Annotated in this window: 10 protein-coding genes; 5 read left to right on the top strand and 5 right to left on the bottom strand. The window is 44.2% G+C overall.

Annotation, left to right across the window (positions count from 1 at the left end):
* A partial coding sequence (locus Q1B11_RS18385; protein ID WP_299735117.1) for a hypothetical protein occupies positions 1 to 411 on the bottom strand: 411 nt, incomplete at its 3' end.
* 97 nt (positions 412 to 508) lie between these two features.
* On the opposite strand from Q1B11_RS18385, the gene Q1B11_RS18380 reads away from it, so the two are divergent.
* On the top strand, positions 509 to 952 hold the full coding sequence (locus Q1B11_RS18380) for a hypothetical protein (protein ID WP_299735115.1): 444 nt from the start codon (positions 509 to 511) through the stop codon (positions 950 to 952).
* Between the two features lie 58 nt (positions 953 to 1,010).
* Here Q1B11_RS18380 and Q1B11_RS18375 read toward each other — a convergent pair whose 3' ends face one another.
* Together Q1B11_RS18375 and Q1B11_RS18370 are read right to left on the bottom strand one after the other, a co-directional pair.
* Positions 1,011 to 1,439, bottom strand: a complete 429-nt coding sequence (locus Q1B11_RS18375) for a DUF4124 domain-containing protein (RefSeq protein ID WP_299735114.1) — start codon at positions 1,437 to 1,439, stop codon at positions 1,011 to 1,013.
* Between the two features lie 189 nt (positions 1,440 to 1,628).
* Positions 1,629 to 8,975 carry a hypothetical protein gene (locus Q1B11_RS18370; RefSeq protein WP_299735113.1) on the bottom strand — a complete coding sequence of 2,449 codons (7,347 nt, stop codon included), beginning with the start codon at positions 8,973 to 8,975 and terminating at the stop codon, positions 1,629 to 1,631.
* 711 nt (positions 8,976 to 9,686) lie between these two features.
* Here Q1B11_RS18370 and Q1B11_RS18365 point away from each other — a divergent pair.
* On the top strand, positions 9,687 to 11,417 hold the full coding sequence (locus Q1B11_RS18365) for an acetolactate synthase 3 large subunit (protein WP_299735121.1): 1,731 nt from the start codon (positions 9,687 to 9,689) through the stop codon (positions 11,415 to 11,417).
* Positions 11,417 to 11,908, top strand: coding sequence for an acetolactate synthase small subunit (gene ilvN, locus Q1B11_RS18360; RefSeq protein ID WP_299735111.1), 492 nt, complete (start codon positions 11,417 to 11,419; stop codon positions 11,906 to 11,908). Before Q1B11_RS18365 ends, ilvN begins: the two co-directional genes overlap by 1 nt.
* A gap of 40 nt (positions 11,909 to 11,948) precedes the next feature.
* Here the strand turns inward: ilvN and ilvY are convergent, their stop codons facing one another.
* Positions 11,949 to 12,845, bottom strand: a complete 897-nt coding sequence (gene ilvY, locus Q1B11_RS18355) for an HTH-type transcriptional activator IlvY (protein WP_299735119.1) — start codon at positions 12,843 to 12,845, stop codon at positions 11,949 to 11,951.
* A gap of 185 nt (positions 12,846 to 13,030) precedes the next feature.
* Between ilvY and ilvC the strand changes: the two genes are divergently transcribed.
* Both ilvC and Q1B11_RS18345 read left to right on the top strand, forming a co-directional pair.
* Positions 13,031 to 14,047 carry a ketol-acid reductoisomerase gene (gene ilvC, locus Q1B11_RS18350; protein WP_299735108.1) on the top strand — a complete coding sequence of 339 codons (1,017 nt, stop codon included), beginning with the start codon at positions 13,031 to 13,033 and terminating at the stop codon, positions 14,045 to 14,047.
* Between the two features lie 319 nt (positions 14,048 to 14,366).
* The gene (locus tag Q1B11_RS18345) at positions 14,367 to 17,045 is read left to right on the top strand and encodes a protein kinase (RefSeq protein WP_299735106.1); all 2,679 of its coding nucleotides are present in this window, start codon (positions 14,367 to 14,369) and stop codon (positions 17,043 to 17,045) included.
* 57 nt (positions 17,046 to 17,102) lie between these two features.
* Here Q1B11_RS18345 and mscS read toward each other — a convergent pair whose 3' ends face one another.
* Positions 17,103 to 17,933 (bottom strand): small-conductance mechanosensitive channel MscS, encoded by an 831-nt coding sequence (gene mscS / locus Q1B11_RS18340; protein WP_299735104.1) that lies wholly within the window; start codon positions 17,931 to 17,933, stop codon positions 17,103 to 17,105.
* Positions 17,934 to 18,037 lie beyond the last annotated feature (104 nt).

The raw sequence follows: 18,037 nt of genomic DNA, 5'->3' as shown, positions 1-18,037 counted from the left end.
GCCTACGCCATTACCACTGCCTGTGGATGATCCAGAGCCTACGCCATTACCACTGCCTGTGGATGATCCAGAGCCTACGCCATTACCACTGCCTGTGGATGATCCAGAGCCTATGCCATTACCACTTCCAGTAGATGATCCAGAGCCCTTGCCTGACTTGGATGTTGGGCTAGTACCGCAAGGAGAAGTCTCTCCAAGTGAGCCCCCTGTCGGCTTATTAGGAGGTTCATCAGGAAGTACATCAGGAAGTACATCAGGAAGTTCATCAGGAGGTTCATCAGGAGGTTCATCAGGAGGTTCATCAGGAGGTACATCAGGAGGTTCATCAGGAGGTTCATCAGGAAGTACATCAGGAAGTACATCAGGAAGTACATCAGGAAGTACATCAAGTGAGTATTCCAATAGTTCCACGAGGAGTTCTTCTGGCTTACGGTATGGAGGCTCGTATACAAGGGCACATAGCAAAGCTGCCAGTGGGCTCTCTCAAAATAATCTCAGATTGAACATTGTGGACCAAACGAGTTCTGTAGGTGCTATTGATCAAAGCGTACTACAAGGTTTGACCACTGAAGCAGCCTGGTCATTAGCAGTGACTGGAGTGTGGGAAAATATAAGGAGTTTCTATCGAGTCGGTGCTAAGAGCGTGAAAGTGATTGGCGCAGAAAATAACCAATACACGATTGTCTATTCATCCTGTGCTGCCGGGCGTTTCTTCTGTAATGAAGGCAAGAGTCTTTTGACCAGAGCTACAAGTGATGAGTTTACTTCTCTGCTGCAGCTTTATGGCGAGGTACGTACAGAGTGGCCTGCTTACCCGGGCTTCTGGATCGATAGAAGTACTAGCCTCAAGTTGAATAATAGAGAGGATGAAATTGAAGCCTTCAACGTGATTAAGTTCAATTGGAAGGGGCAGGAGTTCCAGATTCAGTACAAAGACTATTATCAGAAGTAGTGCTGTGGCATTGCTTGGACAGGTTATCCAGACAACGCCATTTTTCTACCACTACAAACTAATTATTGCAAAATTTATCCAAAAGCCCCTGAATTCTTGCCGCCTCTTTCTGGCGCCCTGCATCATCAAGCACTTCAGATTCACCGTTTGCACGGGTGATTTTTAATCTCGGCGTACTTTTCAGCATGACTAGATTGCCGTTTAAAGAGCTACAGTAAGCGTTTTTTTCAGCTTCATTCGAGAGGCTAATTGTCGGACTAGACGTTGGTTGTTCTGTATCGGAGCCAGGAGCTTCTTCGGGGGATGGTGGAGCACCGTTTGAAATAAGTTGTGGACTTTGTTGATTCAGCAGTTCAGTTTCCATTTGCTCCACAGGAGGAGTGGTGGAAAAGTGAACAACACCGTTTTCATCAGTCCACTTATACATGGACTCGGCAAAGGTAAGAACCGGAAGAAGTAGAGCTATTGAGAATAATACCTGTTTCATATCCCCCGCCAATGTAAAGCTTGCGTGTGTTATCTGAGTTTATAAATAATGCACTTTTAAAATGCAGGCTAAAACAATTTTCGTCTTCGTCAGTCGCTATATGCTTTAGGCTCCAGCACTATGCACTGTCCTTCATGATCTGGCCAGCTTTCTCTTTGACGACCAGCCCACAATAACGACATTTTGATATCAGGATTCCTGCTTTATCCTCAGTTTGCTTTGACTTTTAAGTAGCTTGTCTTCTTCGTTAGCCTTTCTGGTTAATGATTGGCTTATTCTATCAAGCTGTTTGTCCAAAGTAGATCTTGATGCATCGATAGACTTACTTACATTGAATGTAATCTTTTCGGCTTCCTTTTCAAGCTGCTCAGTGCTTTTTTTAGCGTCGGCAAGCGCTGTCGCATACTGTTCAAGTTCCTCAATAAAGCCTGGTTTGTATTCTTGGGATTTTCCTCGATTTTCAATAACAAGTTTAAAGCGTTCGCCACCACCGGAACTATCATAAATGCCGCCTTTAACTTTAATCATGTAACCATCGCTACTACCTACCTTATTATTACCGGTTTTTTCACTTGCATCAGAAAGTATAAGAGATCCCTTTTGGGTAATACTGCGCTCATACCCATTTTCAAAATTCAAAAAATCCAAGGCCTGTGTTACCTCTTGGCTTTGCAGGGGGTTGCCCATGTGCGCACCACTTCTAAACAACATGCTGTTGAAAATTGAGTTTTTACAGTTTTGAAATGCAATAAATATTCTATTTGGTATCTTTGTTAATTCATCTGTACTTATATTTCCGTTAGATACCTGATTTTCTATGCTTGATAAAGCTGACGAATACTCACTTAAGCTCTCTGAGAAGTTTTCTGAGACACTGCTTCCTAATCTATTTGAGTTGGCATAAGAGGAATAGGTGCTATCAAGCATTGATGCCTTTTCTTTTAATGAACTGATCCTATTCAGTATTGCTTCTTTCATTTCTGCTTTTGTGTTTTCTAAATGGCTATTTGATGCACTCATTGTCACGACTGGATTTTTACTGGATGTTATTGCACCCTTCAGCTCAGAAAGCATATCTTGGGTATCGCTTGAGGCGTTGCTTGATTTTACTGCCTGACTGAAGGACGTTTCGGCAGTGCCTTTTTTTAAGGTAGCGCGAGGAGTGTTTTCCACAACCTTATCAAATAAATTTCCAAGTTTTTTGGGAACGGACTCGGCACTTTGAACTAGTGATTTGTCGTAGGCGTATTGGGCACCAGCTGCTTTGACTTTTTGGAATTGTGCATAGATTTCGTTTCTCTTGCTACGTCCAAGATCCGTAGTGCTTTTCTTCAAGAAATTATCTATTTTATTTTCTTTAATGATTTGGTTCAGGGTTTCCATATCGTTTGTTCTGGTTAATTTTAATAGTTTGGTTTTTTCTTTTTCCAGGGATTTCTTTGATTCCAATGCATCAATGTTTCCGTTAGATTTAAGCGATTTCCTAGTTGAACCTATTGCCTGGCTTTTACTTTCTTTAATCGCCTCTTTGATAAGCTGATGCTCTTTCGTATAAAGATTTTTTATAATACCCTCTTTCGTACCTGAGAACATGCCTGCTTCTGCATTCTGAACGTGTTCATTCACAGAGCGTTTGGCCACTTCATCGATCAGTAGGTTTTTAATCGACAGTTGAGCGTCTTCTCTTGTTAAATGAAATTCATAAAGTTTGTCTGCAATCTCACTGTTAAAGCTTTTTGACCACCCATCTTTTAGTTTATCAAGGGTGGTTTTAACCGTTTCAAGGTATTGATCTTTGCTGGCTTTTCCCTCTTTGGCCCGTGGCAAGGTCAAGGGTGTGTTTTTGATTTGCAGTATTGCGTTTAGTTGATCACCATCAAGATTTCTTATGGCATCATCCAGGCTGAGACCTGCTCGGTCAGCTTTTTCCTGCAGTTCCAGGTGGTTTTCACGTTGTGTCTTAGTAAGGCCTAATCCCTTAATTTCGTTTTCCGTAATAATTAAAGACACCTTCTGAGCTCTATAAGGCTCACAGTTTGCGCGGTCTCCACGAGCCTCCCATTGCTCCAGGGCATCGAAATTACCAAATTTACTATTACCCAGAACGCCGTAAAGTACCGTATGGGTTTGTAATTCTTGAGTGAGGGAGCCCATATCAGAGCCAACACCCTGGTCTCTTGTGAGTACGCCATCTCGTCTTAGCAACTCAAAGTTTTCATCTGCTTTTGTTACCTTGGCGCCAAAGTTCACCGCAGTATCTGCCGCATAGTTCTCGTTATCAGCATCGTGGAGCATTGTCACACCTTTGCTGTTAATCCACTGCGTTGCGTATGCTTTATCATCGCCGAGTTCTGAGCGGGCATTGTTCAGTACATCTGTCCAATCCTTGGCGGCATTTCTAATGGTGCTTTCATCACCACCTTCTACGCTGGTGTCGAGAACACAAAAGCCATGTTGTGTACCGCTGCGCGCCATGATTTTCTGCATGGTATCGACTCTGGAGACATCGGAGCCATCTTTGCTGAGCACAATATCTACTTTGCCTAACCGGTCTAATAGCCTTGAGCGGGTAGTAGCGAGATCCTCATTCATGGCTTTAGACACTTCATTTTGCTCTGCCTTGCCACTGAGAACAGCACTGATTGCGGTTGACCCAGATGTGGCAGAGAAACCGACAAAATTCTTAACGGATGCGGAAAAGCTTGAAAATAAGCGAACCATGTCTTTTAGCTCATCATCTCCGGAAGCCGTATTCTTATCTCTGCCGAAGGATGATAGAGATGCTTTCATCTGATCCTGTACTTCGTTCAATGCCGTGTCTGTATAAGGCATGCAACCAGCAGTGCACTCATCACCTAATACGACACTGGAGCGTAAAAAATCACACAGTTCATGGACCTTACCTTTAATTTTCGGGGAGACATTACTTTGCTCAGAAACTTTTTCTTCCAGAGAAAGCAATGTCAGAGCGTCTGCATGGGTGAGCATGCATATGCCACGGTCTGCCAGTGCTGCTTTGATCTCTGTATTATTGAAAGGCGTATTTTCATTGATACCCATGAGTTTCAGGTGAATGCGATCTAGATTTTCAGTGTTGTTCCACCACTGGCTATCCAGTTCAGCCATGTCTGGAATATTAATTTCCTGTACTTGTTTCTCTTTGGATTGGAAGTGCTCATTCATCGGGCCTTTCAATTGGTTCAGATTGACCTTGGGAGCAAAGCAAATAACATTGCGCTTTCGTTTTTCATTGGATGGAATAGCCTCAAGAGCGGCATCACTCAGAAGGGTCATAAATAAACTTTTACCACTGCCAGCGCCCCACTTGGCGAAGATCTTTTTGTCTTCATTATTTTTTATGGCATTACTTAGCTCGCTCATAACGACGGGAATTTTCTTTTCCTGATGATCGCGCCACTGAATACCTTTGGCTTCTGCAAATAAATCCATCTTACGCTGATCCACCGTCAGCGCTGATGATTTAGTAAGATCCTGTTCAAAGCGCAGGATATTGCCTGTTAATTCGGCAACATCTGCATTGGCTTGTTCGGCATGTGTTGTATAAATTTCTGCCGGTAATTTGTCTTTTATGGACTCCAGTTGAACCAGACTGCCTTTTAGCGTTTCAAATCTCTGACTAAACGAGTGAAGTCCGTTAGACATTAGGTTTAATTGCGATAGATCGCTCATCAGGTTGTCATAATCCCGCTTGTTTTGGATGCCTGAATCTGTGTTCGGGTTACAGGATTTTGGGTATTGATTGTTAGACCATAAGTTTCTGGCAATTTGTACGTTGTTAGTATTAAGGTCAGATTTGCTCAGTGTTTCGATTAATTTTTGCTCAGTCTCGTCTGCTTTGAACTTTACCTGCTGAGCCAGATCCGTAAAGCGCTGTTCATAATTTTCGAATTTTTCCAGCTGGGATTTGAACGATGAATCTTTTTGAGGCTCTGTGGGTACCAAAAGCTGCGAGAAGGCTTCAATAGGGCGAATAGCTTCCTTTCTGAAAGCCTGATGCTTACTCTGAGTATCACTTTCTATGAGAGATGCATTGATGCTGGTTCCATCTAAAGCGGATGTTATGGCATCTTCATAGAATTTTTGACAAACGGTACCCATGGGTGTTGCTGATACAGTCCTCAAGTAATCACTGGTGATTGAATCGGTCATGCCAAAAACAGAACGATCTCTCAGCGCTGTGGCAACAAATGTAGCGGTGGGAACTTGACTTCTTCTTACTGAGCTATCGGTTGTTGTAAACACCGATTTTTTATCAATGTGTTTGATGCTGACGGCATGAGTACTTCGCAATTCAGCAAGCTTTGTTTGCGTACCCTTATTCTCCAATAAACCTTCTAAGTCCGCTATTGCATTCGCATTTTGCTGAAGAATACCACTATCACCCGCAAGGCGTTGTGTATTCTCACGCACAAATCCTTTGAAGGCGTCATAATCGCTGCCTGGGTGTGTGAGCGTATAGTGATCCAGAGCTTTTTGAATATAAGTGTAAAGGTGATCACCCTCTCTTTGTGCTCTCGGTAAATTGGTTTCATTCAGAGCCAGTAGTAAATACCCTTCAATGATTTGATCTGTTGTCCCATTCTTCTGCCCCGGATGTACTGGCCTGGCGTTCCAACTACCATCCTGGCTTTTCGTGAATAAATGCATATTCCCAGACTTTCTGACCATCAGCAGGCCATTACTGTCTTCGCCCGTATTTTTCTGCATATTCTGCAGTGGGATGACGCTTGAGCGGTCGTGACTGTTTTCAAGCTGAGTGAATGGCAGTTCAGATTGAGGGTTTTTGATAAGCGTTTCTGGCGAGAGTTTCCAGTTATAACCCGCGATACCCCTAAACAGAACATCCACCTTTTGATCATTTTGACGAATGTCAGCAATGACCGCTGGTTGATGGTCGGGCTTGATCTCCAGCTGGGTCTTTCCAGTTCTGTGGTCAAACCGGAGGTTACTGGTATTATTTAGCAGTACATTATTGAGAATGAAATCTTTGTGATCATGGTTGAGAAACCCTTGGTCTGAATGCTCACCATCCCTGTTCCAGTTGATGTCCAGATAATTCATGGACTCAAGCATCTTTCGATATTCCTGATGGTGGGCCTTGTCATCACTGATTGGAGTTAATTCTGCGCCTGAACCCTCTTTGTTGCTTTCCAGAGCCATGCCCCTGTAAAACTGACGGGTATTGTTTGCAGCGTCTTCTGGGCTAAGGCGCTTCTCCTTTCCTTTGGCATCAACAGTATAATCATTGAGACATACGGCCTCTTTATTTAGAAAAGAGGCCATTCTGTTTGCAAACTTGCTTCTGCGCTCGCCAGACCCTTTGCTCTTTGTGTAGGTCGCCTCCATGTGGGGCAGGATACTGGACTTTTCGAGCTGTATATCCAACAAGCCTGCCAGTAGAAATGCAGAGACAGGAATATTCCGGACACGATTGTTATCCGTCAGAACTTCCTGAATGCCTGACAATGTTGATTGAAAATAGTCAGTATCCAGCATGACGGTTTTACGCACATCCTGCCAGTTTCTGGTGGTGCTGAAAAATTGCTTGGCAAGTTTCGGGTTCTCACGAATTAGCTCAAGTGCTTCGAGTATTTTTTCGTCTTGCCCATCCTCTTTGAGCCTTTCAAAAACGGCTTTTGCATTCGCTTGAGCCGCTTCTCCAATAGTACTCGCAGCACCATCAATGAAATCAGGAACGGACTTGGGGAGATTGATAGACTTCTGATAACCAAAGGTTTGAACGTTCTTCTGTGGCTGAACACGGCTGAAGTTAAGGCTTTCTCCTGAGAATGCGCTTGGTCGTAGATATTTACGGCCGGAGACATTTCTTCTGGGTGATACATTTCCGCTATCTAATTCTGTGGTTGTCAGTGGACTCGGCGTTTCTACTGGCTCGTTCTGGGCAGCGCTTTCGAAAGAAGGAAGTTCAGCAGCCTCAAGAACAGTGGCTTGCTCTCCGGTGCTTTGGTCAGGTTGTGGTGGAATCAGGTCTGTCGTGGCTGTCAACTGTTCGGCAGCTAAAGGCTCATCGCTAGCTGGTGGCTGATCACTTCCCAAAGGTTGCTCTGATAAGGCGTTCGTGACTTTTATGTCATCTGTGAGCAAATTTGGTGGAGGAAGAGGGAGTTCATCCTCAACTTCTGACTCTATTATCTCGTCAGTTGGTTGAAGAGCGTGGTCTAATACTCCTGGGATAAGATCAGGAGTAGGGGCAGTAATAGGTTTATACCGACTTTGTGTAACAATTGGCGCTTCGTTTGCCTGCAGCTCATCTTCATTTTCTGTTCGGCTTGGAGGTGTTCCATCAAGGTCATCTGCTAGCAGATCTGCAAGTTCATCCAAGGCAGCAGCTTTGCTTCCACGATTGCTTGGCTCAGGTTCAATGACTGGAGCTTCCTTGGCAAAACCCTCGTTAGAACCAGCCTTTGGTGGCGATGTTTTTTTTAATCGTAGTGTCGAAGAGGTATCATCATCTGAACCATATCCACCATCGTTATTATGAGATGGATATGGACTAGGCAGGTCCTTTAAGTCTTGTTCAGAATCTGAGTGATACCCATCATCTGGATCATCAATACTAAAATCATTGGGTCTTTCTTCTACTTCAGGTTGAGCTGCTTTCGGCGGACTAGCGGAGAGGGTTCCATTATGGGGGTTGTCAGTCTGAGCGCCAAGGTTTTCCATTTCCGCTAAAAATTCATCAGGGGTTATGGTTTTGTAGTTGGCTCTTTGAGAAGTTCCCAGCGGAGGTGGTGGTAGAGAGATAGTAGATTTGCGATTTTTATAACTATCAAATTGTGCTTTCCAGTCTGTTTCTTCATTACTCGCCTGAATCTGCTGACCATTCACTTCCAGAAACGTTTCTGTGGTCTTGATGTCTTGTTCAATTTGCCCAGCGTTGTAGTCTTTGAACTCGGTTTCATCAAGATCTTTTATCAGGCTCAATGAAAACAGCAATAGCTCTTTAATGTTTTCATTTTTGAGTTTAACGGGGTCAGGAGGTAACAGGGAAAACTCTTGACCATCATCGTCGTCAATGATGATTTTGAAAGAAGGTGGTGCTTTTTCTGTAATGGTGACCAGAAGCTGAATCAGTTCATCCTGACTCTGGTTTTCATCTATAGCGCCAACTAATGATGTCAGATGTTCCAGAGCATTATTAACCAGGCTTTTGTCTTGCTGCTTTTTTAACAGTTTATCAGCCAGATCCAATAACTTTGTTTCCTTGCTCTTTGCCTGTTTCAGTTGATCAGCTGATAGCAGAGACTTAACAGGCGCTAATGGTTTTGCTGATCTTTGATTTAAATCTACGGCTGCAGTTTCAGCTTTTGTTGCGGTTTGACCGGCCGCAGGTAACTTTTTTTCAGCATCAACCTTTGATACAGACTGTGCTCCCATTTTACCAGAACCTTGTTTTTCTGGCCCTGTGGGCTGGTGGCTTGGGGAAACACTACCGGAGCCACCGACTCCACCTGTTTTTTGTTGCAAGGGTTGAGGAATATGAAATGTAGGCATAAGGCAGCACGTTCTGATAGATGATGTAATCTAAATCGACATGACAGCTGCTTTATTAATGTTCTGTGGTATTGAGGAACAGAATTTACTCCGATGCCACCATATCCGTCAGCATTCTCTGCAAACATTGGGTGCATGTAAGTAGTTGACCAAATGAAATCATATTTTCTGACTAAGTAGACAGTCACTCTGCAGCGTTGCAGCTTCGGTCACATAGCTACGGCTATGCTCCCTACGCTACGCCTTGCATAGCAACTATCCACTCAGCCAGAAATATTCGATTTCATTTGCACAACTACTTAACCTTTTTATCGAGGACTGACGTATTTCCCGAAAGAAAGTGCGTATTTATATTGACTGTGCAAGGCTGAACGTCAAAAATGGCAACTCCTGAAGCTGCCCAAGAAGCTGAGTCAGGAGTTATGCGACCATCTAATGCTGCTTATCTGCGGCCCGGATGATAGCGTTCCTTAGTATGCCGGCTCTTCGATCTCGTGCTGAGATGCTGGGTTGGTGTACTGCTCCTACCCGCACAGGAATGTAGCAATTCTGCAAGCCGGAATTGTGAGTCTCAGGCAGCCTCAGGCTGCACTCACTGGTGAGTGTGGTTCTTCGAGCCACGATATCGTCAGATACTAAAAGCCCTGCTTTTTCCAGCAGGACAATATAAGAAATTCATTTCATACGATGAGTAGAGCCGAGGGTAAGTACGTGGAGCAATTATCCGGCGCGGACATGGTAGTCCGATCACTGGCTGACGAAGGAGTAGAGTACATATACGGGTACCCGGGTGGTGCACTGTTGCATGTCTATGATGCCATTTTCCGGCAGAAGGCAGTCACGCACATTCTGGTACGACACGAACAAGCCGCCACCCATATGGCAGACGGTTACGCACGCGCAACGGGCAAGGCTGGCGTCGCATTAGTGACTTCTGGCCCTGGTGCCACCAATACCATTACGGGTATTGCGACGGCCTATATGGATTCCATCCCCATGGTGGTGCTTTCCGGTCAGGTGCCTTCCGGATTTATCGGTAGCGATATGTTTCAGGAAGTGGATATGGTCGGTATTTCAAGGCCTATCGTAAAACACAGCTTTCTGGTGAAGCGGGCGGAAGATATTCCGGGCATTATCAAAAAAGCATTCTATCTGGCACAGACTGGCCGACCCGGTCCGGTGGTGGTAGATATTCCCAAAGACATCACCGATCTCAGTAAAAAGTACGATTATCAGTATCCTGAAAAAGTCCGGATGCGATCCTACAACCCGCCATTGAAAGGGCACAACGGTCAAATCCGCAAAGCGGTTGAGCTGTTGGCTGAGTCCAAAAAGCCTATTATCTACGCAGGTGGTGGTGTGATTCTCGGGAATGCCTCAAACCAGCTGAACACTCTGGCGAAGAAGCTAAATGTGCCTGTCACTAATACATTGATGGGGCTGGGTTGTTATCCGGGGTCTGACCGTCAGTTCGTCGGGATGCTCGGAATGCACGGCAGCTACTGTGCTAACCAAACCATGCACAACGCAGACCTTATTCTGGCCGTGGGTGTTCGTTTTGATGACCGGGTCACCAACAATGTAGCCAAGTTCTGCCCGGGTGCAAAAATCGTTCATATCGATATCGATCCGGCCAGTATTGCCAAAAATGTACCGGTGGATGTGCCTATTGTTGGTCCGGTGGATGCAGTTCTGGACACCATGCTTCGGCAGGTGGATGAGAATGAAACAGCCATCGAACCTGCCGCATTAGAACGCTGGTGGAAGCAGATAAATGAATGGCGCAACAGTCGTGGTGGCTTATTCCCTTACGATAAAGGCGACGGCACTATTCTAAAACCGCAGCAGGTTATCGAAACCCTGTACGAAGTCACCAAAGGTGAAGACACGTTTGTGACCTCGGATGTTGGCCAGCACCAAATGTTCGCTGCTCAATACTTCCCATTTGATAAGCCTAACCGCTGGATCAACTCCGGAGGTCTTGGCACCATGGGCTTTGGCCTGCCTTCTGCCATGGGCGTAAAGCTCTCGTTCCCAGACAGTCATGTTGCCTGTGTGACCGGTGAAGGCAGTATTCAGATGAATATCCAGGAGCTGTCTACCTGCTTGCAGTACGATCTCAACGTGAAGATCATCAACCTGAACAATCAGGCGTTGGGCATGGTACGACAATGGCAGGATATGCAGTACGACAGCCGTTATTCCCACTCTTACATGGAATCGCTGCCGGACTTCGTTAAACTGGCAGAGTCGTATGGTCACGTTGGTATCCGGGTAACGGACCCATCGAAACTTCGGGAAGAAATGGAAAGAGCGTTCTCTCTGAAAGACCGACTGGTGTTTATGGATATTCAGGTAGATACCCGTGAACATGTGTACCCCATGCAGATCAAGGATGGCCACATGGCCGATTTGTGGCTTAGCAAAACGGAGAGGACGTGATGAGACGGATTATCTCTGTACTGGTTGAAAACGAACCTGGTGCTCTGTCCCGTATTGTCGGGCTCTTCTCTCAGCGCAATTACAACATTGAAACGTTGAACGTTGCGCCGACGGAAGACAAAACACTCTCCCGATTGACGCTGACAACCGTGGGCACGCCGCAATCTATTGAACAGATCACCAAACAGCTGAACAAGCTGGTGGACGTGGTCAAGCTGGTGGATCTGACGGAAGGCGCCCACATCGAGCGGGAAATGATGTTGATCAAAGTTCGCGCCAGTGGCCCAATGCGTGCCGAAGTGAAGCGAACGGCGGATATTTTCCGTGGGCAGATCGTGGATGTTACCAGTTCGGTGTACACGATTCAGCTCACGGGTACAGCTGAGAAACTGGACGCTTTTATTGAAGCAATTGGCCAAGCTCAAGTACTGGAAGTAGTGCGAAGTGGCGTAACCGGCATTGCTCGGGGTGAGAAAGTACTTTCTTTATAATGTCTTTCCTGCAGAAAAACGCCCTTGATTGGGCGTTTTTTTATTCAGATAGCATCTCTTGGAGTTGGTTGCAAAAAGCGTGTACCAGCGGGTTTTTCAGCTTTTTCTCCAGCAGACAAAGGCCGACGTGGTATGGCTCAAGTTCAGGTGTTGCGTTTAACCTTTGAACACTACCTGCCAGAGGGCTGTTTTCCAGAACGATGGCCGGTACAACACCCACGCCAAAACCCAGACTGACCATGCTGACAATAGCCTCATTACCTGCCACTTGTGCATATATTTTAGGCTTCGTATTACCGGCCTGAAACCATACATCAAGCCTTTTTCTGGCAACACCTTTCTCCTGAACAATCATCGGAACTCCCTCTAAGGCAGAGGCGGTAAGTGGCTGTTTATAAACATGATCTGGTAGTGATGACTTTATAGGGGCAATAAAAACCAATGGTGAAATAGCGATAGGCTGAAAGGCCAGCCCCACAGGCAGGCTGTCTGGCTTAGCTGCCATTGCCAGATCTTCCTGTTCGGAGAGAACACGCTGGATAGCAGGTTCTGGGTCACCTGTGTGCAATTTGATCTCAATATGCGGGTATTTGGGGCGAAATTGTTTCAAAATCTCATAAACAAAGCTGTAACTGGCAGTGACAGAACAGTAAATGCTCAGAGAGCCCTGAAGTTCCTGAGTTTCATTCAATAGTTCGTTATGAATGATACCCCATTGGGATAGAGCATCTTTGGCATAAGACTGGAATTTTTGTCCCTGAGCCGTTAATGAGACGCTTCGGTTATCCCTTTCGAACAGCGCCACGCCAAGCTGTTCTTCTAGCTGCTTTATCGTACGGCTCAAGGTAGAAGGGCTGACATGGCACTCCAGGCTGGCACGATGAAAGTGCAATGATTCTGCCAGAGCCAGAAACTGTTTAAGTGGTCGAAGATCAATAGCCATACTTAATATCAGTTATGTTGCATAAAATGGGATATTTGGTTGCAAATATATCATCATTTGCAACTATACGTGTTGATCTCTTTCGGCTATTGTTCTCTCCAAGTTGAACGAAACACCAAAAACAACATTCAATGATCAAAATCAGCCTCCCTGCCGGAGCTGTCTTAAGGAGTAGAGCCATGCACGTTTATTACGATAAAGACTGTGATATCTCCATTATCCGCGGTAAAAAAGTATCCATCATCGGTTATGGTTCTCAGGGGCATGCCCATGCCAATAACCTGAAAGACTCTGGTGTCGATGTTACCGTTGGTCTGCGCAAAGGCTCTTCCTCTTGGGCCAAGGCTGAAGCTTCCGGCTTGAAGGTTGCGGAAGTACCTGCAGCCGTCGCTCAGGCAGATGTTGTGATGATTCTGACCCCGGATGAATTCCAGTCTCAACTGTACAGAGACGAAGTTGAACCAAATTTGAAGCAAGGCGCTACTCTGGCGTTTGCCCACGGTTTTGCTATTCACTACAACCAAGTCGTTCCCCGTGCTGATCTGGACGTTATCATGATCGCACCAAAAGCTCCGGGTCACACAGTACGCTCTGAGTTTGTAAAAGGTGGTGGTATCCCGGATCTGATCGCTATTTTCCAGAATGCATCCGGCAATGCTAAAGAGGTAGCGCTTTCCTATGCTTCCGGCGTTGGCGGTGGTCGTACCGGAATCATCGAAACTACCTTCAAAGATGAAACTGAAACCGATCTGTTCGGTGAACAGGCCGTTCTTTGTGGTGGCGCAGTAGAACTGGTAAAAGCCGGCTTCGAAACCTTGACCGAAGCAGGCTACGCTCCGGAAATGGCTTACTTTGAATGTCTGCACGAGCTCAAGCTGATTGTTGATCTGATGTACGAAGGCGGTATCGCCAACATGAACTACTCCATCTCCAACAATGCGGAGTATGGCGAGTACGTGACCGGGCCAAAGGTTATCAACGATGAGTCTCGTAAAGCTATGCGTGAAGCCCTGAAAGATATTCAGAATGGTGAATACGCCAAGAAGTTTATCTCCGAAGGCGCTCTGAACTACCCATCCATGACGGCATATCGTCGCAACAACGCTGCTCACCCAATTGAGCAGGTTGGCGGTAAGCTGCGTGAAATGATGCCTTGGATTACGGCTAACCAGCTAGTTGATAAAGAAAAGAACTAAGCATATATCTTATCAGATACTGTCGCTTTGGCAGTATCTGTCTCCCTGTCTCCCTGTCTCCCTGTCTCTCTCAAAATACTGCTTCATTAATTTCAAAATTCCCCTTTTCTACTTGAAAACAATTCCTCTGAGCGCACTGATTTTCTTTAAATCGAGACATAGGTCGTAGTTCTACAACTAATTGATAAGTTGCTAGTTTACAGGTAAATGGTAAATTCGCAGAGTGAAAAATAAAACAATCCGAACTCAGATGAAATCAATTTAATCCGAAATGGATAAAGATTTATAGCATGAATAATTAGATTCCAAGGAGTGGTATATGACAGCTTCAGTTAACAGGCCAGGGCAAGGTTTGGTAAATATGCGTATTGGTGTTTTTGATAAGAAAGAAATCAAAGAAATAAAAAAAGCGGTTGACTATAAACCGGATATAAAACCAAAACTGATTGATCAGAAAAAATCACTACCCAGCTTTGCTCCAAGAGATGCAGTAATTGCTCTCTGGGAGGCTTTGTCTAATAATGGAGAAGAGCTTCATCGCCCTGCCATCACAGATAATGAATACTTGGAAAGTGAGCTTATAAGAATGCTTTGTTCTTCTAATACTCTAACAGTTGGGGATATAAAGAGAGCGTTGAATGGTAAAGGTATTCCAAAAGATTGGAGGGAGAAATTCAATAAAATACCTGAAATTAAATATTACATTGATCATGATAATCTTCGATTTTATACAAAGACCCTGGCTAAACGTTTTGCAAGGGCACTAACTGACTCTATACCAGTTAATGCCAACCAATTAAAGGATCGAAAAGGCACTCTGCCTGTTATCAAAATCACTCCTAAGGTTGCAGAAATTATCCCAAAAGGAAATATTAATGATACAGAATTATTAAAAGCAAACACTAAAAGACTGAATAAAATATCGGGTAAAAGTAGTGCTAAGGGAAATAAAACTACTACAAATGAAGCAATCAAGTCATTGTGGAAAGAACTTTACCAGAAAAACAAAGAAATCCAGGAGCCAAAATACACGAATGATACGCCTAATAGCAGAGTGATTCGGATACTACTCGATGGCTCAAGAATGGATATGAAAGAGTTTCGAAAGGTGTTGGAAAACTTAAGTACTGAATATAAATGGGCAAGTTCAGCTCTCAAGGATAGAAAGCTACTCAGGATTATGTCATATAGTGGTGGGCCTTATGAATTTTCGTTTATAATTTCTGATATTTTGAGTAGTTATATTGATAGCTCTTTGGGGTTTGGGAAAAAAGAATCAAAAAGCCATTATGTAAAAAATAAAAAATCAATAGTTGGAGAATCAGAATCGGCATTAAATGTTAATGCTAGAAAACAACGACTCAATGCAAAAGTTCCAGAGCCAAAGTTAGTTAATAACGTAGAAAATAAAAATAAATTTCATGAGAAGCAATCTGGGTTGAGTGTGGAGGAAATACGTGTAAGTAGAAAGCCAAAGGTTCAGCCTGAATTAAAGTCGGTCTTAGGCTATCCAGGTAAAGATAATAATCTATTAAATGTTGCTTTAAATAGCGATAATGAATTAAAGCTAGACGATCAAGGTTTTAAAAAAAATGGACTTAAAGTAAGAAAAAAGCTTTGGAATGAAAACCGTGAAGATAAACGAAAAACAGGCGCTCCATTCACAGAGGTTCAGGCTGAAGATCCAGCTACTGGAAAGTTAATTAGAGCTGCTTTATTGAATACCCTGCCAGAAGATTTTTTCCTAAAAAATGGCTGGTCAGCAGAAGCAGTAAATAAAATGCCAGTAGGTTATAGGAAAAATGAGCTATCAGCTGTTGCAAAAAAGACATTAAATATTCAGAGTGCTCGTGGTCAATGTAGGTTTTTGGGGAAGGGATCGTTTGGTAAGGTAACGCCAGCATGGGTTTATTTGCCAGGTTCAAAGGAACCAACAGTATGTGTTGCAAAAAAAATACAGAGAGAAGGTTTTGATTTAAGCGAAGCACTTAACGAAATCAAGTTGCAAACAGGATCAGGTGTTGCTCCTAAAGTCTACGGCGTGTCAGAAACAACAACCCAGAAAGGGAAGCGGCAATTCATAATTTTCATGGAACCAGCTAAAGGTTCTGATGGGTTGGAATATATCAAAGCAGAAAAAACAAAAATGCGTTCTGGTGATAAATATGAACTTGCTGAGAGTTTCTCAAAGCTAATCATTGAGATGCATGAAAATGACACCTTCCATTGTGATATTAAGCTAGAAAACAGCTCAATAGAGTCGAAATCGAGAGTGAAGTTGTTAGACTTTGGCTGTGCTACAAAAGGCAAGCATAAGCGTGCTGCAGCATACTTCACCGGTGCTCCAAAATACATGGCGCCTGAAATGATTGCTAAAGGGCCTTTTGTTAGATCTGTCACGGATATGGAGAAAGTCGATGTATTTTCATTAGGTGTATTATTTGGTGAGATTTTTGGTAATGGGTATTACATGAGCAAAGATGGTGGAGCGTGGGATTGCTACTCGCGCGCGCTTAAGTTTGCTGATGATACGATAAATACTCAAGTTAAGAAAATGAAAATATCAGATAAAGGTATGTTAGGCCTTGTCAGAGATATGATGCATAAGAACCCTGATAAAAGACCAACAATGCAGGCTGTGATGAGCCGACTGAAACAACTAAAAAATGGTCAGACTCTAGCCCGTCAGGATAGTGGTTATAACAGTGTGGATAGTAATGTAGAAGATAGCGTGTTGTTCTTCAGGGAGAAAAAGAGAGTCCCAAGCCATAACGCGATTAATTATGCCTTGAACGGAGGATGGTCACATAACTGGAGGCAGGATAGATGGGAGCCTTTCCAGCGAATACCAACTCATGGTGACATTAGTGATGTCAAAGACAGGTTTAATCAGGGCCTGAATCTCCACAGGAATCAAAGTCATTGGAATCAGTTCCAGTCCAGGCCTTTTACGGGGTGGGGGCGTGAGGATAGAAACCGTGACTGGTGGTCTTTCTAACCAAACTGATCGTTGGAGGAACAGGTGTAGGAGTTTCTATACCTGTTTCCTTCTTGATTATTGTTGAATGAGATGAACATCTCTTTGAGGGAACGGAATTTCAATACCCGCTTCATCAAGGGCATTCTTAATGTTCTCATGAAGTGAGAAATACACATCCCAGTAATCGCTGGACTTAGCCCATGGACGCACAGCAAAGTTGACTGAAGAGTCAGCCAATGCCAGAACACCGATGGTCCAGGAGGGATCTTTCAATATACGATCATCTTCGCTGAGTACTTTCTCAAGAATCTCTCTTGTCTTTTTCAGATCGGCGGAATAGCTAACACCAATCACCAGATCAACTCGGCGTTGCCCTGTTCGGGTGTAGTTAACGATGTTGTTACTAAGAACGTTGTTATTTGGAACGACCACCATCTTATTGTCCGGTGTAATGACAACCGTGGTAAAAATCTGAACAGATTCTACAGACCCACCAACGCCGGCAATCTCCACATACTCTCCCTTCTTGATAGGGCGGAAAATAATCAGCAGTACACCAGCAGCAAAATTCGAAAGAGAGCCCTGCAGTGCCAGACCAATAGCCAGACCTGCGGCACCAATAATGGCAACTAAGGATGCCGTCTGAATGCCAATCCGGCTGAGAGATGCAGCAACGACGAAAGCGATGATCAGATACTTGGTCATATTGCTGGTGAAGCTAGCTACAATGCCATCGACGTTTTTCTTCACCATGATGCGATTTAAAGCGTTACTGACAAATCGGGCTATCAGTATGCCAATCACTAATGTCAGCAAGGCTGAGATGATATTGACGCAATAATCGATTAACAAAGCTTGGTTGTTCTGCAGCCAGTCTGAAGACTGTGCAGCTAAATCAAAGTCCATCTGATATTCCTTAACATAAACGAAGTTAAGTGAAGAATATCAGAAATACTAAATGACCATAGTCGTTTTTGAAGGTATGTGCGCAAAGTCGCACTCATTGATGA

The sequence above is a fragment of the uncultured Endozoicomonas sp. genome (genome assembly GCF_947495845.1).
Classification (GTDB): Bacteria; Pseudomonadota; Gammaproteobacteria; order Pseudomonadales; family Endozoicomonadaceae; genus Endozoicomonas.
The sequence above is the reverse complement of the archived record's forward strand: the minus strand, read 5'-3'. Positions and strand labels throughout refer to the sequence as shown.

What these genes read in the sequence shown, in the direction of transcription:
- Q1B11_RS18375 (WP_299735114.1), bottom strand. Translation starts at nt 1,439, where the DNA reads ATGAAACAGGTATTATTCTCAATAGCTCTACTTCTTCCGGTTCTTACC.
- Q1B11_RS18370 (WP_299735113.1), bottom strand. Translation starts at nt 8,975, where the DNA reads ATGCCTACATTTCATATTCCTCAACCCTTGCAACAAAAAACAGGTGGA.
- ilvN (WP_299735111.1), top strand. Translation starts at nt 11,417, where the DNA reads ATGAGACGGATTATCTCTGTACTGGTTGAAAACGAACCTGGTGCTCTG.
- ilvC (WP_299735108.1), top strand. Translation starts at nt 13,031, where the DNA reads ATGCACGTTTATTACGATAAAGACTGTGATATCTCCATTATCCGCGGT.
- Q1B11_RS18345 (WP_299735106.1), top strand. Translation starts at nt 14,367, where the DNA reads ATGACAGCTTCAGTTAACAGGCCAGGGCAAGGTTTGGTAAATATGCGT.
- mscS (WP_299735104.1), bottom strand. Translation starts at nt 17,933, where the DNA reads ATGGACTTTGATTTAGCTGCACAGTCTTCAGACTGGCTGCAGAACAAC.